The sequence below is a fragment of the Campylobacter avium LMG 24591 genome (genome assembly GCF_002238335.1).
GTDB lineage: Bacteria > Campylobacterota > Campylobacteria > Campylobacterales > Campylobacteraceae > Campylobacter_D > Campylobacter_D avium.
The window spans coordinates 851,313-868,519 of the sequence record NZ_CP022347.1 but is presented as its reverse complement, the minus strand read 5'-3'; the positions used below and the strand labels follow the sequence as shown (position 1 = coordinate 868,519).

15 protein-coding genes and 1 tRNA gene are annotated in these 17,207 nt (G+C 34.1%); 10 read left to right on the top strand and 6 right to left on the bottom strand.

Annotated features, from left to right (window positions below):
• Positions 1-105: 105 nt before the first annotated feature.
• The 4 genes from CAV_RS04375 to CAV_RS09035 are packed head-to-tail and all read left to right on the top strand — an operon-like array spanning position 106 to position 4,271.
• Positions 106-396, top strand: coding sequence for a hypothetical protein (locus CAV_RS04375; protein ID WP_094325287.1), 291 nt, complete (start codon positions 106-108; stop codon positions 394-396).
• Positions 396-1,118, top strand: coding sequence for an SDR family NAD(P)-dependent oxidoreductase (locus tag CAV_RS04370; RefSeq protein WP_094325286.1), 723 nt, complete (start codon positions 396-398; stop codon positions 1,116-1,118). The genes CAV_RS04375 and CAV_RS04370 overlap by 1 nt, the downstream gene beginning before the upstream one ends.
• Positions 1,111-2,451 carry an ANL family adenylate-forming protein gene (locus CAV_RS04365; protein ID WP_094325285.1) on the top strand — a complete coding sequence of 447 codons (1,341 nt, stop codon included), beginning with the start codon at positions 1,111-1,113 and terminating at the stop codon, positions 2,449-2,451. The genes CAV_RS04370 and CAV_RS04365 overlap by 8 nt, the downstream gene beginning before the upstream one ends.
• On the top strand, positions 2,448-4,271 hold the full coding sequence (locus CAV_RS09035; protein ID WP_094325284.1) for a hypothetical protein: 1,824 nt from the start codon (positions 2,448-2,450) through the stop codon (positions 4,269-4,271). The genes CAV_RS04365 and CAV_RS09035 overlap by 4 nt, the downstream gene beginning before the upstream one ends.
• A gap of 36 nt (positions 4,272-4,307) precedes the next feature.
• On the opposite strand, the gene CAV_RS04355 is transcribed toward CAV_RS09035, so the two are convergent.
• The 3 genes from CAV_RS04355 to CAV_RS04345 form a co-directional block, all read right to left on the bottom strand.
• A complete protein-coding gene (locus CAV_RS04355; protein ID WP_094325283.1) occupies positions 4,308-5,951 on the bottom strand; it encodes a cation acetate symporter in 1,644 nt (547 codons plus the stop codon).
• A gap of 2 nt (positions 5,952-5,953) precedes the next feature.
• A complete protein-coding gene (locus tag CAV_RS04350) occupies positions 5,954-6,295 on the bottom strand; it encodes a DUF485 domain-containing protein (RefSeq protein WP_094325282.1) in 342 nt (113 codons plus the stop codon).
• 343 nt (positions 6,296-6,638) lie between these two features.
• Positions 6,639-7,511, bottom strand: a complete 873-nt coding sequence (locus tag CAV_RS04345) for a DMT family transporter (protein ID WP_261786969.1) — start codon at positions 7,509-7,511, stop codon at positions 6,639-6,641.
• A 64-nt stretch (positions 7,512-7,575) separates the two neighbouring features.
• On the opposite strand from CAV_RS04345, the gene murA reads away from it, so the two are divergent.
• The 4 genes from murA (at position 7,576) to CAV_RS04325 (ending at position 10,628) form a co-directional block, all read left to right on the top strand.
• Positions 7,576-8,832 (top strand): UDP-N-acetylglucosamine 1-carboxyvinyltransferase, encoded by a 1,257-nt coding sequence (murA, locus tag CAV_RS04340; RefSeq protein WP_094325281.1) that lies wholly within the window; start codon positions 7,576-7,578, stop codon positions 8,830-8,832.
• A complete protein-coding gene (locus CAV_RS04335; RefSeq protein ID WP_094325280.1) occupies positions 8,829-10,004 on the top strand; it encodes a molybdopterin molybdotransferase MoeA in 1,176 nt (391 codons plus the stop codon). Before murA ends, CAV_RS04335 begins: the two co-directional genes overlap by 4 nt.
• Positions 10,005-10,033: 29 nt before the next feature.
• Positions 10,034-10,108: transfer RNA gene (locus tag CAV_RS04330), tRNA-Gly, on the top strand.
• 94 nt (positions 10,109-10,202) lie between these two features.
• Positions 10,203-10,628 carry a PepSY-like domain-containing protein gene (locus tag CAV_RS04325; RefSeq protein ID WP_094325279.1) on the top strand — a complete coding sequence of 142 codons (426 nt, stop codon included), beginning with the start codon at positions 10,203-10,205 and terminating at the stop codon, positions 10,626-10,628.
• 234 nt (positions 10,629-10,862) lie between these two features.
• Here CAV_RS04325 and prfB read toward each other — a convergent pair whose 3' ends face one another.
• From prfB to CAV_RS04310, 3 genes are all read right to left on the bottom strand, one after another.
• Complete coding sequence (prfB, locus tag CAV_RS04320) at positions 10,863-11,957, bottom strand: peptide chain release factor 2 (protein WP_094325278.1); 1,095 nt, start codon at positions 11,955-11,957, stop codon at positions 10,863-10,865.
• An 89-nt stretch (positions 11,958-12,046) separates the two neighbouring features.
• Positions 12,047-12,664: a YggS family pyridoxal phosphate-dependent enzyme gene (locus tag CAV_RS04315; RefSeq protein ID WP_094325277.1), complete on the bottom strand. Its 618-nt coding sequence runs from the start codon at positions 12,662-12,664 to the stop codon at positions 12,047-12,049.
• On the bottom strand, positions 12,654-15,470 hold the full coding sequence (locus CAV_RS04310; protein WP_094325276.1) for an FAD-binding and (Fe-S)-binding domain-containing protein: 2,817 nt from the start codon (positions 15,468-15,470) through the stop codon (positions 12,654-12,656). Before CAV_RS04310 ends, CAV_RS04315 begins: the two co-directional genes overlap by 11 nt.
• 283 nt (positions 15,471-15,753) lie before the next feature.
• Here CAV_RS04310 and yedE point away from each other — a divergent pair, with 283 nt between their 5' ends.
• A complete protein-coding gene (gene yedE / locus CAV_RS04305; protein ID WP_094325275.1) occupies positions 15,754-16,959 on the top strand; it encodes a selenium metabolism membrane protein YedE/FdhT in 1,206 nt (401 codons plus the stop codon).
• Entirely contained in the window at positions 16,956-17,183 is a 228-nt protein-coding gene (yedF, locus tag CAV_RS04300; RefSeq protein WP_094325274.1) for a sulfurtransferase-like selenium metabolism protein YedF, read from the top strand. The genes yedE and yedF overlap by 4 nt, the downstream gene beginning before the upstream one ends.
• Positions 17,184-17,207: the final 24 nt, after the last annotated feature.

Below are 17,207 nucleotides of genomic sequence, written 5' to 3'. Positions count from 1 at the left end.
CCCGTCATTTATGAGGCAAATTATACAGTGTGAAATTTAACTTTGTTTGCAAATCGTTTTTTTTTTTTTTGTACAAATAAAATATTTTTTTAAGAAAGGATTAAAATGGATACAAAAAGTCTTGTTTTAGAGCTTTTAGCCTCACTTGCAGATGATTACGAGATAGAGGACTTTAAAAATGCTAACGAGCAGACAAAAATTTACACCGGCTTTGGCGGGAAGCTTGATTCTCTTGGCATGGTAAGGCTTGTAGCTGAGCTTGAGGACTTTTTTTCTCAAAAACTAGATAAGGAAGTTGTGCTAGCTGATGATAAGATGATGAGTGCGAAAAATTCGCCGCTCAAAGATGTAGGCTCACTAATAGCCTATGTTGATAGCAAGATAAAAGAACTTTAATGTCAAAAATCATACTCATAACAGGCACTAGAAAAGGCATAGGCAAGTTTTTAGCCCAGCATTTTTTAGACAAGGGACACATAGTTTGTGGCTGTTCTAGAAAAGAGGGCTCTATATCTCATCAAAACTACAGGCATTTTAGTCTTGATATAAGCGATGAAAAGGCTGTTGCTTCTATGATAAGGCAGATTAAGCTTGAATTTCAAGGCATAGATGTGCTTTTAAATAATGCGGGTATTGCAGCGATGAACCACTGCTTAACAACTCCTTTTAAAAGTCTTGAATCTGTTTTTAAAACAAATGTTTTTGGCTCTTTTTTGCTTTTAAGAGAGGTTGCTAAGCTAATGTCCATAAATTATAAAAAGCAAGAAAAGGCATATCCTTATAGGATAGTAAATTTTAGCACGGTTGCTAGTGCTTTAAGGCTAGAGGGCGAGGCTGTTTACGCTGCTTCAAAGGCTGCTATCATAAATTTAAGTCAAACCTGTGCTAAGGAGTTAGCTCCTTTTGGTATAACGGTAAATGTCGTAGCTCCAACGCCCATACAAACTGACCTTATAAAAAATATCCCGCAGCAAAAGATAGATGAGTTATTAGAAAAACAAGCCATAAAAAGACTAGGGAAATTTGAGGATGTGCTAAATGTCATAAATTTTTTCTTAGATGAAAAAAGTGAATTTATAACAGCTCAAACCGTGTTTTTAGGAGGGGTTTATGAGTGAGTTTAGCTCTAAATTTTTACAAAAACTTTGTGGCTATGAAAAGCAAATAGCCTTGATTTATGATGATGAAAGCTTTACTTATAAGGATTTACTAGAAAATGTAAAAGAAAAACTAGCCCTTATAAAAGACATAAGCAAGGATAAAATTCTAGCACTTCGCGGGGATTTTGACCTTGATAGTGTGAGTTTTTTCTTAGCCTGTGTTGAGCTAAAAAGGATAATAGTTCCATTTATAAAAGATGATGAGATAAAAGATAAGATAAAAGAAGCTGGAATTTACGCACTTTATGAGGATAAAGAGTTGAAATTTTATGAGGAAAATGCAAATTTTAAGCACGATTTTATAAATGAACTCATCAAAAAAGATGAGGCAGGACTTATACTTTTTTCAAGCGGTAGCACAGGTAAACCAAAGGCTATAGTTCATAGCTTAGATAAGTTACTTTCGCCCTTTTTAGATAAAAAAGCAAAAAAGATGAATATCTTGCTTTTTTTGATGTTTGATCATATAGGCGGGCTTAACACCCTTTTTAACTGCTTAAGTCTTGGAGCTTGTGGCGTTGCTATAAAGGATAGAAAAAATGTAGAGCTAATAGCATCTTGCATACAAAAATATAAAATCGCCCTACTTCCGGCCTCGCCCTCGCTTTTGAATTTATTTTTACTCTCAAATTTAAAACAAAGATATGATTTAAGCTCACTAAAGCTAATAACTTATGGCACGGAAAAAATGCCAGAATCCTTACTAGAAAGACTAAAAAAGGAATTTCCAAAGGTTCGTTTTCATCAAACCTTTGGCACAAGCGAGGTAGGCATAAATCAAACAAAAAGCTATGAAAACTACATAAAGCTTGAAAATGTGGAGTATAAAATAATAGATAATGAGCTTTTTTTAAAGAGCAAAACCCAAAGTCTTGGCTATATAAACGCCGATAATTCGGTTTTTGATAAGGATGGGTATTTTGCTACGGGTGATTTGGTGGAGCTTAAGGAAATTAACGGCGAGCAGTATCTAAAGATAATCGGGCGAAGCAAAGAGCTTATCAATGTAGGAGGAGAAAAAGTTTTGCCGCAGGAGCTTGAAGCTGTGCTTTTGGAGCTTGATTTTGTAAAAGACTGCCTAGTTTATGGCAAAACTAATGCCCTAACAGGACAAATGGTCTGTGCTAAGATAGTCTTAAAAGATGAGGAAAAAAGAGATATGTTTGAGCTTAAAAAAGAGATAAAAAGCTTTTTAAAAGCTAAAAAAATAGCTGCTTTTAAAATACCTGCTAAGATTGATTTTGTAGATGAGCTTAAGATAAGCTCTAGATTTAAAAAGGTAAGAAAATGAAAAAAATTGTCCTGCTTGGTGCTTCGAATTCTTGTATGCCCTTTAGACTAAATTCTGGGCTCTCTAGTGTAGAAGGTGTTGAACTTGTTAATTTATCTATGGGAGCCACTGGATCATTAAGCAAGATGAGAGCAATTTTTCATGAAGAAGAGGTAAAACATTTACAAAGTGCTGATTTAATAATACTTGAGACAAATATTTGTGATTTTGGTATAGTATATCATACTAAATGGCATACAAGGCAGTATTTTATAAACTTGATACAAGGCTTGTATGAAGAGCTTTATAAGCTAAATACAAAAATTTTAGTCCTGCTTTTACCAAATTCTAATGTGAAAAATAACGAAATAAGTTTAGAAATAGATATAGCAAATATCCATAGTTTTTTTTGTGATAAATATGGCTTTAATTATATAAATGTGCTTAAATACTATCTAGAAAATGACATTAACTACTTTTTTACCCTTTGCACAAAGGATAATAACCACCAATTAAAGAGCATAATGTTTGATCTTGGCTTAAACATAGCTAAAAATTTAGATAAATTTTTATATCCTAAAAAACTAACTTTGAAAAAGAAAGATGTAGAATACAGGCTTTTAAGTCCAAAGGATATGAAACTTGCAAAAGGCGAGCTAAAAGAAAAAAAGATAATTGCTAGTAAACAAAAAGCCTATGTGCTAGATAAAAATACAGCCTTTAAGATAGCAAAAGAGTATAAGGGCTATAAAATTCTAGGTTTTACTTCTTATAATTTTGATAAAAAACTTGATTTGTCCAAATGGTGGCTTTCTTCTAGCCTTATATTTAAAAACAAAAATAAGGAATTTATAGTCTCATCTAATGCTTATTTTTATTTTCAGCCCTTTAAAGATAGCTTTATAATAGATGATGAAACTTATATATATTTTAATGAGGATAATAAAAGCTTAAATCAAGGATATTTTCACGAGAAAAATTATATAGATTATTTTGCACTTGTAGATATTTTACTTGTAAAGGGCGAATTCAAGGCTGATGAGATAGCCTTTAGTGGGAATTTTATACAGACTTCAAAGGAGTATGATTTCTTACATCTATATCCTAATGCTGTTTTTTATAAAGAATTAATCGAGGATTTTTTAAATAATGTTTTTTCTAATGCAAATATAGAGAGCTTAAAACGTATAGTTAATGAGCAAAAGGCTCATTTAGAAAATGAACTTTCAAACTTAAAAAACGAAAATACTTCTTTAAAAGAAAGTCTAAACTCACCAGAACAAAAAGAAAAAATCTTAAATATTAGGTTTTTAGAAGAAAAGGTAAAAAGAAAAGAACTTAAAAATAAGATACTAGAAAAAGATTTAGGTTTTACTCATAAAGATATATTAGAAAGTAAAATATTAAATCAAAAAATAAGAGATTTAGAACAAATTTTAGCAGATACAAAAAATCCTTATCCAAATATACACACAAGTGCAAAACTTAGAGTGCAAAATCACTTAGCTTATAAACTTGGACAAGCCTTAATACTAAATTCAAAAAGTATAAAGGGCTACATAAGACTTCCTTATGTTTTATCTTATATAAAAGAAAAATACAAGGCTGAGCAAAAAACTTATAATGATAAAATTTCAAAAAATCCTTCTTTAAAGCTTCCTCCTTTAGCTTCATATCCAGACTATGAAGCAGCCTTAAAAGAAAAGGAATGTCTAACTTATAAGCTAGGACTTGCGCTTATGAAAGCTGATAAGTCTTGGTATAAGGGAGGGTATATCAAATTTTACTTTGAAAGTAAGAGATTGAAAAAAGAATTTAAGGAAAGACAAAGCAAAAAGTAAAAATTCATATAGGGACAAAAGCTTGTCCCTATAATTTTAGTGTGCCACGGCCTCGCTTATACCAACGCCGCTTTGTGCTCTAAAGTCTTGTGCTTTAAAGCCCTCTCTATCAATCTTTGCCCTTGCAGAATTATCAAATTTAGAAATTAGATAAACCAAGACAAAGGTTAAAGGCATAGAAAAGATGGCTGGGTGATCATAAGGAAATATAGCCTCAGCAAAACCAAAGCTTTTTACCCAAACACTAGGTGAAAGTATAACAAGAGACATAACGGTTACAAGCCCTATTAAACCTCCCCAAAAAGCACCCTTTGTAGTTAAGCCACTCCAATAAATACTTAGTAAGAGTATAGGGAAATTCACACTTGCTGCTATGGCGAAGGCAAGTCCAACCGTAAAGGCGACATTTTGATTTTCAAAAACTATGCCAAGAATAATAGCTAAAATTCCAAGTCCAACCGTAGCTATCTTTGTAACTCTCATTTCAAGTTTAGGATCGCACACTCCGTTTTTGCAAACATTTACAAATAAATCGTGAGATATAGCTCCAGCTCCTGATATAGCAAGTCCGGCAACAACAGCTAAAATAGTTGCAAATGCAACAGCTGAAATAAAGCCCAAGAAATAATCCCCACCAATAGCCTTAGCCAAAATAACTGCCACCATATTAGTAGCACCGTTAAAGCTTCCATCAGCGTTTGTGTATTCTGGATTGCCCATTAAAAGAGCTATAGCTCCAAAGCCTATGATAAAGGTAAGGATGTAAAAATACCCTATCAAACCGGTAGCGTAAAATACAGACTTTCTAGCCTCTTTCGCGTCCTTAACTGTGAAAAATCTCATCAAGATATGAGGAAGCCCAGCAGTTCCAAACATCAAGGCAAGTCCCAAAGAAACAGCTGAAACTGTGTCGGGCAAGAAAGTTCCTGGAAGCATTATACTAGCACCTTTTGGGTGATTTTGTATGGCTTGTGAAAAATAATAAGACAAGTCAAATTTAGTCAAATACAAAATCATCAAAGCCATAAAAGTGGTTCCTAGTAAAAGCATAATAGCCTTAATTATTTGCACCCAAGTAGTTGCGTGCATTCCGCCAAAAACAACATAACATATCATTAAAATACCGACTATAATCACAGCCACAGTGTAAGGCAAGCCAAAAAGCACTTGTATGAGCTGCCCTGCTCCGACCATTTGCGCTATGAGATAAAATACAATCACACAAAGCCCTGAAATTGCTGATATAATACGAATAGGTTTTACATCAAGTCTGTAAGCTGTTATATCTGCAAAGGTAAATTTGCCTAAATTCCTGAATTTTTCAGCTATTAAAAATAAAACTATAGGCCAACCAACCAAAAATCCTATGGAGTAAATAAGCCCATCAAATCCGTTTGTAAAAACAAGTGCGGTAATTCCTAGGAAAGAGGCAGCACTCATGAAATCACCAGCTATTGCCGTGCCGTTTTGCATGCCTGTTATGTTTCCGCCGGCCGTGTAAAAGCTGCTTGCTGATTGGGATTTTTTGTTTGAATAATAAGTAATCCCCAAAGTAGCAATAACAAAGATAGCAAACATAGTAACTGCTATTGGATTAAACTCTGACTTTGCACCACCTGTTTCTATGGCTGCTGCAAATAAATTTGAAGCAAAAAATAAAGCTAATAAAATCTTTTTCATATCTACACCTTTCCGTCTTGCAAGTCTTTCAAGGCACCGCTATCTTGCAAATCTTCTAAAATTTCTTTTTGAACTTTGTCAAAATGCTGATTGGCAAAAAAAGTGTAAAGCCCTGTGCTAATGACTGATATGATAATCAAAGCAAGTCCATAAACAATCCCAACGCTTATAGAGCTAGGTCCTATGCTAAAACCTAAAAGATTTGGGAAAGCACCTATACCTATCGTAAATAGGTAATACAAAACTATGATAACTAAAGATAAAAAAATTGAAATTTTGTTTCTAAAAGTAACAAAATTCCTAAATTTTTTTATAGCTTCATCACGGGTTGGAACTTTTTTCATAGTTAATCCTTTCGTTTGATTTGCTTAGAAATATAATACAAGAAAAGTAGTATTTTCTGTGTATTTTTGAAAATAAATTAAGTATTAATTAAGCTTGATTGTATCCTTTAGAAACATAAAAACCTAAGAAAGCCTATTTTAGCTATATTTGAAAAAGTGATTGTTTGAATTTATCTGCTAAGTGCTAGCGAGTTTTTGCGTGCTAGTTTTTGTGATTTTGCTTTTATCGCTTCTTTTTGGCTTAAATTTAAGAACAGATGACGGTATCACGCACGAGAGAATTTTTTAAAGATTTTCGCAAGATTTATTTATATTTTGGGCGCGCAATGTAAATTAATAGGTTTTATTTGCTTTTTGAATTTAAGTACACGCTAAAGATAATCATACAAAAGGCTATGATGTCAAGATAAGTATAAACAGTTCCTAGTAAAAGACAAGTCATCAAGGCAGCCACAACAGGTTCCAAACAAGCTATCATACTGGCTTTAATAGCTCCTATAATCTCAAGTCCTTTAAGATATAAGCAAAAAGCACCTATGGTGCCTATTAAAACTATACCAAACATAGTTATGTAGCCGCTTAGCTCAAATTTTGCAAGCGGAATTTCAAAACCCAGGCAAAAAAACATGGCCAAAGCTCCTATCAAAGAAGCATAGGCCATAACAAAGATAACTCCGTATTTTATTATGATTTTTCTAGCTCCTAAGGAGTAATAAACCACGCCAAAAGCTCCTAAAAGACCCCAAAAAATTCCCCAAAAATTAAATTTTGCAAGAGAAAAATCACCTTTAAAAGCCAATAAAAACATAGCCACAACAAGTAAAATCAAAGCCAAAACATCAAATTTCTTAGGAAAAACCCTTTCTTTTACGCAAAGTATGAGCATTATAAAAATGGGAGCTGAATACTGTATCATCGTGGCCGTTCCAGCGTCTAAATAATCAATAGCCTTAAAATAAGAATACTGCGTCATTAAAAGGCCAAAAAAGCCAAATAATGCCAAAGATAAAAACTCGGCCCTATCTTTAAAAATTTGCATTCTGCTTTTCTTGAACGAAAAAATGGATAAAATTATGCCTGTTAGCAATAATCTATAAAAGCTCACCCACTCAACTTCATATGCTTTTCTAAACAAAGACTCGGCCATAACGCCAGATGAAGCCCAAAACACAGCACCAATTATCACCAAAGCAACGCCAAACTTATAAGTATTCACCAAAAAACCTCAAATAAAATAGCAAATTATAGTATAATTTGCTTTTACTTTGCAAAGGAAAATTATGTATTATTTAGAGATTGAAGGAACAAATTCATTAAATGGTTATGTTGAGATAAGTGGCGCTAAAAACGCCGCCCTACCCCTCATCGTATCTAGCATACTAGCCAAAAATGAAGTAAATATCAAAAATATCCCAAATGTTGCAGACATAAACACTCTTTTTTTGCTACTTAAGAATTTAGGGGCAAATTTTAGCTTTGAAAACCACGAAGCAAAGATAGACACAAGCACATTAAACAGCACAAAGGCAAAATACGACATAGTAAGAAAGATGAGAGCTTCTATACTCACGCTAGGTCCCTTGCTTGCTAGGTTTAAAGAATGCGAAGTATCCTTGCCAGGCGGCTGTGCCATAGGGCAAAGGCCTATTGATTTACACCTTTTAGCACTTGAAAAAATGGGAGCAAATATAGCCATAAAGCAAGGTTATGTGGTAGCTAGCGGGGAGTTAAAGGGTGCTGAGATTGTATTTGATAAAATAACAGTTACCGGTAGCGAAAACATCATAATGGCAGCGGCTTTGGCCAAGGGCAAAACAAGGATTATAAATGCTGCGAAAGAACCTGAGGTTGTGCAGCTTTGCGAGGTTTTAAAAGAGGCCGGACTTGATATAAAGGGCATAGGCAGCGATGAGCTTGAAATTTATGGCACGGACGGCGAACTTTTAGACTTTAAAGAAATATCAGTTATTCCTGATAGGATAGAAGCTGGGACATATCTTTGTGCGGGCGCCATTACAAATTCAAAAATCACAGTTAAAAAAGCAAAACACGAACACTTAAACGCAGTTTTGGCCAAATTTCAGCAAATGGGCTTTGGCATACAAACAAAAGATGATGAAATCACCATAATACCAGCCAAAAAAATACAAGCTGTTGAAATTCTAACAAGCGAATACCCGGGCTTTCCAACCGATATGCAAGCACAGTTTATGGCACTTGCCTTGAAAGCTGAGGGAACAAGTATCATAGATGAAAGGCTTTTTGAGAACCGCTTTATGCATGTAAGCGAGCTTTTAAGAATGGGCGCTGACATAAGGCTAAATGGACACATAGCCACCATAAACGGAGCTAAAGAACTAAACGCTGCTGATGTTATGGCCACTGATTTAAGAGCCTCATCAGCACTGATACTAGCAGCACTTGCAGCAAAAGGCACAAGCAGGGTTCATAGAATTTATCATTTAGACAGAGGCTATGAAAGGCTTGAGGAGAAATTAAAATCACTTGGTGTGAATATCAAAAGACTTGAAGAATGAGTGATTTATTTGCCCAGCTTGCCTTGCTAAAAAAACACATAGAAGCTAGAGATGAATTTGAGTTTGTAAGCATACAGGAGGCTAAAAACCGCGTTTTGTTTGAGGACATAAGTGCGAATTTTGACTCGCCTAGCTTTTCCAACAGCGCACTTGATGGTTATGTCTTTGCTTTTGAAGATAAGGATGAGCCTTTAAACATAAAAGGCAGCATTTTTGCGGGGGATTTTAAGGAATATGAACTTGGCAAAAATGAAGCTTATAAAATAATGACCGGTGCTAAAATTCCAAACAATGCAGATACGGTGTTAATGATAGAAGATGAGCTTATAAAAGATGGCAAACTCATCGTAAAAAAGGACATAAAGGCCTTTAATGCTGTTAGGATAAGGGGTGAGGAGTTTAAAAAAGATGAATTATTGCTTAAAAAAGGTGAAATTTTAAACTCAGCACGCATAGCTCTTTTAGCCTCTCAAGGAATTTCAAAGCTAAAGGTGGCTAAAAAACTAAATATAGCCGTTTTTTCAAGCGGAAATGAAGTGGTTGAGCCCTCGCAAAAAAAAGAAGATTTTCAAATTTATAATGCCAACGCAAGTGCTATCATAGCCATGCTTGGCAATGAAAATCTAAACATAAGCTATCTTGGCATTATAAAAGATAAGTTAGATAGTATCAAACAAGCACTAGGTACCGATAAATACGACATTGTGATTACAAGCGGCGGTGCTAGCGTAGGAGAGGCTGACTTTATGAAACAGGCCTTAGAGGAGTTGTCATTTAAAGAGATATTTAGCAAAACCGAGGCTAAATTTATAAAGCCAACGAAGCTATTTTGTAAAAATTCTAATTTCGTGCTTGTCTTGCCAGGAAACACGGTCTCGGCGCTTTTTTCTTTATTTTTCTTTGCTAAGACTTTGATTTTTAGCTTGCTTGGTGCAAATTTTGAGTTTGAGTTTATAAGTGCTAAGTGCAAGGATGAGATAAGATTAAAAAATAAAAGAAATAATATCTTGCTTGGCGAGCTAGAAAATGGGTATTTTATACCAGATATGAGCTTATCTGCTGCTAAAATCACTGTTTTGGCTAGAAATTCTTATATTTTCATTAGCGATTATTTTAAGGAAAGCATAAAAGAAAATGAGGAGATAAAACTCATAAAAATGCTTGACTTTTAACGTCTTTTAATATAAAATTACACTTCTTTGCGGGAATAGCTCAGTGGTAGAGCACAACCTTGCCAAGGTTGGGGTCGCGAGTTCGAACCTCGTTTCCCGCTCCACTTTTTAAAATTCACTTTCACTTCATTTTCCATTCACACAATCTTCACATACTATGGGTATCATTACAGCATAAATTCACTTTAAGGAGAAAATATGAAAAAGTTAAAAGTTGTAGCTTTGGTTACTTTGTTTTGTGCGAGTTCTTTGCTTGCGGATATGGCTGTTGCGCCAAATACCCTACCGGCTAAAATTCATAGCTTTGTAAAACAACACTTCAAAGGTGCTAACATAATGTTTGCTGAAAGAGATATGACTTCTTATGATATAGACCTTTCAGACGGAACAAAGATAGAATTTAACATAAATGGTGATTGGACTGATATAGACGGAAGATATAAGCCTATACCTACAACCTTCTTGCCAAATGCTGTAACATCAAAGGTAAAAGCTTCGCAGCCAAATGCTCAAATCATAGAAATTGACAGAACCATAAATGGCTACAAGTTCAAATTTAACAATATGATGGAAGTTTATACTGATGCTAATGGTAATGTTATAGGTCAAAAATTTGATGATTAAAAGAGTTTTAAACTCTTAGGATTTTTCAAGGAGCAAGAAAACTTGCTCCTAATTATCTAAATTATCTAAATTATAATCTAATCACCTCTAACACGAAACTTTCCTTTCGCGTCAGAGTTTTATTTCACAACAACTCAAGACAAACTAAAACCTCACCCCATATTCAACCTTAGCATTAAAGTCTATATTTTCTTTATATCACTTTAAAATAATACTCTAGAATAAAACCTAAATTTAAGATTTCAGAGCTATCAAAACACCCTCTATCAGTTTTTTTATGTCTCCGTCTAAGATGGCTTCTACATTGCTAAAAGCTTCATTTGAGCGGTTGTCTTTGACTTGTTGGTAAGGAAAAAGCACATAAGATCTTATCTGATGTCCCCAGGCTATATCGCTTTTTTCGCCAGCATTATTTTGCGCTTCTTGTTTCATAAGTTCTAGTTCATAAAGCCTTGATTTAAGCATTTTCATAGCTGTGGCTTTATTTTTATGCTGGGAGCGATCGTTTTGACACTGCACTACTATACCGCTTGGAAAATGCGTAATTCTAACAGCTGATTCTGTTTTATTTATATGCTGGCCCCCTGCTCCACTGGCTCTGTAATAATCTATCCTTATATCCTTATCTTCTATATCTATTTCTATATCATCATCAAGTTCAGCACTTACCATAACACTACAAAAACTTGTATGTCTTCTACCTGCACTATCAAAAGGAGAGGTTCTAACTAGGCGGTGTATGCCATTTTCAGCCTTTAAATAGCCATAAGCATTATCGCCCTTTACCAAAAAACTCACATCCTTTATACCTGCTTCCTCGCCCTCTTGAAAGTCCAAAGTTTCTACCTTAAAACCCTCCCTCTCGCAAAATCTAAGATACATTCTATAAAGCATAGAAGCCCAGTCATTGCTCTCAGTGCCACCTGCTCCTGGATGTATGCTAACTATAGCATTTTTACTATCTTTTTCATCGCTTAAAAGCATAGCTATTTCAAGACTTACTATGCTTTCTTCTAAATTTTTACTATCCTCAAAAAGTGCTTTTAAAGTCTCCTCATCATTTTCTAAATTCGCTAAATCAAAAAGTTCTTTTGCGTCATTTATGGAATTTTTAGCATTTTCATACTGCTTTAACAAGTTTTCAAGCTTTGTTTTTTCCTTGCCTAAAATTCCAGCTCTTTTTACATCCTGCCAAAAATCAGGCGAATTTTCAAGTTCGCTTATTTCTTTTAATCTTTTTAAGCCTTGATCTGGGTTTATGATGGATCTTATGTTATCCACCTTATTTTGAAGGGTTTTTAATAATTCGCTGTATTCGTAGTTATCCATAGAAGTCTTTCTTAAAATTTTTCTTGATTTTAACAAAAAAATCAAAACAATACATTTTGTTTTACGAAATTTAATTTTGGCTTTAAAATTTAAGAACCGTTCTTAAACAAGATAGAACCAAGTCTTATCATATTTGAACCGCATTTTATAGCCAGCTCATAATCCGAGCTCATTCCCATAGAGCAAATGTTTGCTCCGTATTTTTGAAGCTTTTCATAAAGTTTATATGTGGCTTCAAAGCTTTTTTGAATTTCTTTTTTATCAGCACTGTTTGCACCTATGCTCATCACCCCACAAAGCCTTATATTTTTACATTCTTCTTTGATTTGCAAATACTCATCAAGTGCTTTTTGAATATCAAGCCCTGTTTTAGAAAGCTCATTGGCTGAATTTATCTCAAGCAAGGTATCAAGCTCATAATCAAGCCTCTTATTTACAGCCCTTGCTAACTTTAAGCCATTGCAAGACTGCCATAAAATAGGTCTTTGTTTTAGTAAAAGATTTATTTTATTGCTTTGTAAATTTCCTATAAAGTGCCATTTTATAGGCAAATCCTTTAGCTCCTCTTTTTTTAAAGCAAGAGCTTTGACCTGATTTTCTCCAAATTCTAAAATTCCTTGCTTAAATTTTTCCCTTATAGCCTTAGCATCCACATACTTACTAGCAGCTACAACCCGCACATTTAACTTAAGTATCTCATCTATCATTTTTTACCTCGCTTACCTTATCTAAAAGATAGACTATATGCTGCCAAGATATGTTTGTAGCGTCACTTAAGCCTATCTCGCAAGTGCTTGAGCTTGAAAAGGCTAAATTTACATTCTTATCCTCATAAAATCTAGCTAAGTTTTTTGTGGCATTTATATTAAGCTCTGGCGTAAAAAAGCCCTTATACCCAGCAAAACCGCAACAAGCTGTGTTGTGCTCTAAAATTCTTTTGCTGGTGCATTTTTTAGCAAGTTCTTTCATATCTAAATCTATACCCATCTTTTTAGATGCACACATAGAATAAAGTGCTATATCCTCATCCAAGCACCTTAGCTCAAGTCTTGGTAAAACTTCTTTAAGTAAATATGTGCTTAGATCATAGATTAAAAACTCAGCTTTTAAGTCCTTTATAAGCCTTGCACTACAGGCTGAGTGATCTATGACTATGGGTATAGTGCCATTTTTGCTTAGTTTTTTTAGTATGCTTTTATTTTTTTCTAAATTTTTTTGCATTATATCTTCATAGTTTTCAAAAGCCTTGCCACAACACATAGTTTTTATCTCCTTTGGATAAAGCACAGATATAAAAGCCTTTTTACAGATATTTTCAAAGACTTCTTGTATGCTTCTTTTATCATTTGCTAAGTGTGACGGTGCAAAGGCTCTATTTATACAGCTTGTAAAATAAATCACAGACTTTTCCTTGCTAAAATGCTTGTTTTTTAGCTCGTATGAATTAGCTCTTGGCATAAATTTTCTAGTAGCAGGAGTAAATTTTAGGCTTTTTCTTAGGCTTATGCTAAAATTTGATAACTTATTAAGATGAAAAAGTGAGCTGGTTTTTAAGGAAAATTTAGCCATATCTATGCTTGTGCTAAAATTTTCATAAGCATAAGAGGCTATTTTTTGAGAAAATTTTGAGCTTTTTTTCCTTTCTTCTAATGCTAATCTCGCAGTATCTATGCCTATAGGGCAAAGCTCTTCGCACATAGAACAAGCAGCACAGGTTTCATTTGAAAAGTATTTTAAGCCTCTTTTTAGCTCTTTTAGCTTTTTTTTGCTATCCTCATCTTTTAAATTTTGTAGTCTTTTAAGCTCTCTTTGCAGGGCTATTCTTTGTCTAGGACTTAGGCTAAGTTTATTTGATGGACAATTTTTCTCGCAAAATCCGCAGTCCATACAGCCCTCTAAAAATTCTTGATCTAGCTCTGTGATTTCTTTAATATTTTTTTTGTAAATATCCTTATCATCACTTATGATAACATCGGGATTTATAAGTCTTTTTTCATCAAAAATTTCTTTTATCTTTTTATTTATCTTATAAGCTTTTTTGCCCCATTCAAGCTCTACAAAAGGAGCTATCATCCTGCCTGTACCGTGCTCTGCTTTTATACTGCCACCAAAAGAAGCTATCATCTTAGCCATATCAGAGATTAAATTTGAGAAATTTTCAAATTCTTTTTTATCGTTTAAATTTGGAGTGATGATAAAGTGCATATTTCCAGCCAAGGCGTGTCCTAGCAAAATGGCATTGTCAGCAAAAGAGTGCTTTTTAAAAAGCTCTAAAAGCTCTGAAATTCCTCTTGCAAGATCCTTTAGCTCAAAGCAAATATCCTCAGTTATGACAGAGGTTCCTTTTTTTCTAGCACTTGCAGCTATGGGTAAAAGTCCTTTTCTTATCTTCCACCAAGAAGCACATTCTTTTTCATCCTTTGAAAAACGTAAAGGCAAGGAACTAGGATGAGCACTTAGGGCATTTTTTATCTTTTGTATATTTTCATCCAAAAGTTTTTCATTATCATTTTCCGTTTGTATCAGTATGCAAGCCGTGTCTTTTTTTACAGATTTTAAAAACTCAGGCACTCCTTTAAATTTTGAAGCTGTTTTTAAACAAGCATAATCCATAATCTCAGCACTGCTAATAAGCTCATTTAAAGAAGCTAGGGTATTTACGACCTCACAAGCTTTTATAATGTCTTCATAAAAGAGCAAGGCACAGGCTTTATAGGGCTTATCCTCTACGCATTCAAGCTCCACCCTTGAAAGAAAGCCAAGTGTGCCCTCGCTTCCCACAAAAAGATGAGTGATGATGTCTATAATGTCCTCAAAATCAAGCAAGGCATTTATGCTATAACCTGTGGTATTTTTTATCTTGTATTTTTTTCTTATAAGCTCTTGCAAGGCTTTATCTTTTAAAATTTCAGCCCTTAAGGCTAAAAGCTCATCAATCATCTTTTTATGTGTTTTTTTAAACTCACTTATGCTTTTTTCATCGCTGGTATCAAGTAAAAAGCCATCTGCTAGTATCACTCGAATGGATTTTATAGTGTTGTATGAGTTTTGCTTTACCCCGCAACACATCCCGCTTGAGTTGTTATTTACAATTCCAGCTATGTGTGCTGCTGCTATGGTGGCTGGGTCAGGTCCTATTTTTTTATTAAATTCTTTCAAGGCTAAATTTGCATCAGAGCCTATAACTCCTGCATCAAGCATTATGCTTCTTGCATTTTTTGAAATTTTTATCTTAGAAAAAGAAGAATCTAGTACGATTAAAATACTATCACAAGAGCTTTGACCGCTTAAGCTAGTACCAGCACCGCGAAAGCAAAGCGGGGTATTATACTTCTTAGACAAAGCAAAGGCTCTTATCACTTCTTCTTCGCTTTTTAATAAACACACAAGTTTTGGAGTTAGGGCATAACAACTCGCATCAACTCCATAAGCAAAACATCTTAAATAATCCTTATAAACCCTGCCTTTAAAAAGCTCCTTAGCTTCCTTATAAAAACCTTCATAATCTTGCATATTACTCCTTTTTAATTAGGATAAAATTTGACTTTTTTATGTAATTTTGCTAAAATTATAGTCTTTTTCTTGTAAAAGAAAGCTAAACTTAAGATGAAAGGAAGTGAGGATGAATAGCATTAAAATCAAGTCTATTTTTCTTGCTTCTTTTAAAAGTACTATGTCTTGTTGTATGCACACTTTTGTGTGCAAAAATTCTTAATCTCATTTAGTATATACATATACATTCTGGTTTTCAAACTAAAGTTTTTTAATGTTTTTTTAACTCTTTAAGGAGATAAATTTGAATGAAATTAAACAAAAATATCTAATAAATTTTTGGGAAAATAAAAAAGGTTTTATAGCACTTGGAGTTTTTTCTGCTGCTTATTTTGGTATCTTTGCTGTTAATTGGGGAGTAACTAGCGAGATGACAAGACTTGGAGGAGAATTTTTAGAGCTTTTTGGAGCTGATTTAAGCTCTTATTCTTACTATCAAAATTTAGGACTTCATGGTAATGCAACAACTAGAATTTCAGGCATAATGCTTCTTGGTATGTCTATAGGTTGTATAGTTGCAGCACTCTTAGCAAATAAGGTTAAATTTCGCTTACCAGCTAGTTCTTTAAGGGTATTTCAAGCTATAGTTGGAGGACTGCTCTCAGGCTTTGGAGCCAGACTTGCCTTTGGTTGTAATTTGGGAAATTTTTTCTCTGGCATTCCTTATTTTTCCTTGCATACTTGGCTTTTTGCTCTTTTTATGGTGCTTGGAATTTATCTAGCCGTAAAGCTTACAAATACTAAATTTTTTAAACCAAAAGCAAAACTTGTAAGGGTAAATAAAAAGGATGAGGGTTTAGAAATACACGAAAAAAGAGCTAAATTTTACTTTTTCTTAGGTATATTTGTCTTTGTTCTTTTTCTTTCTTGGCTGCTTTATCTTTTGATAAATTACCACGATATTAATCCTAGCGATAGAAAAAGTATGCTTTCTTTAGCTTTAGTTTTTGGTTTTATCTTTGGTTTTATCATATCAAAATGCCAAATTTGCTTTACTTCTTGCTTTAGGGATCTGTTTTTATTTGGTAGAGATTCAGCCATAAAAGGTGCTATCATAGGTATGATGATAGCTACTATCATAGCCTTTGCCTTTACTCTTTATGGGCACGAGCCAAAGCTTACTCAGCTTTCTTTAAGCGTGGCTATGGGAGCTTTTTTGTTTGGCTTTGGTATAGTTTTTGCCGGAGCTTGCGAGTGCGGCTGGGCTTATAGAATGTGGGAGGGACAAAGTCATTTTATGATAGTTGGAGCTGCTAACATAGCAGGAACTATGATACTAGCCTTAAGTTATGATTTCTTTCCGCAAGGCTTTAAGGAGGGCGTAAAGATAAATCTTCTTGATAGCTTTTCAAATTTAGGTGGGCTTGCTTTAAACTTGCTCTTTTTACTTTCTATGCTTATCTTAGCATTAGCTTATAAAAGATATTTTTTCAAAAGGATACAAAGATGAATATAACTTATACTTTAAATTTACAAGGTGAGGCTTGTCCTTATCCTGCTATGGCTACCATAGACGCTCTAGCTGAACTGAAAACTGGAGAAATATTAGAGGTTTTATGCGACTGTCCTCAAAGCATAAATTCCATACCGGATGACGCTAAAAATAGAGGTTTTGAGGTGCTTGAGATAAATCAAGATGGACCCGTGCTTAGATTTTTAATCAAAAAGCCTTGAAAAAGCACTGCCTTTTGGGCGGTG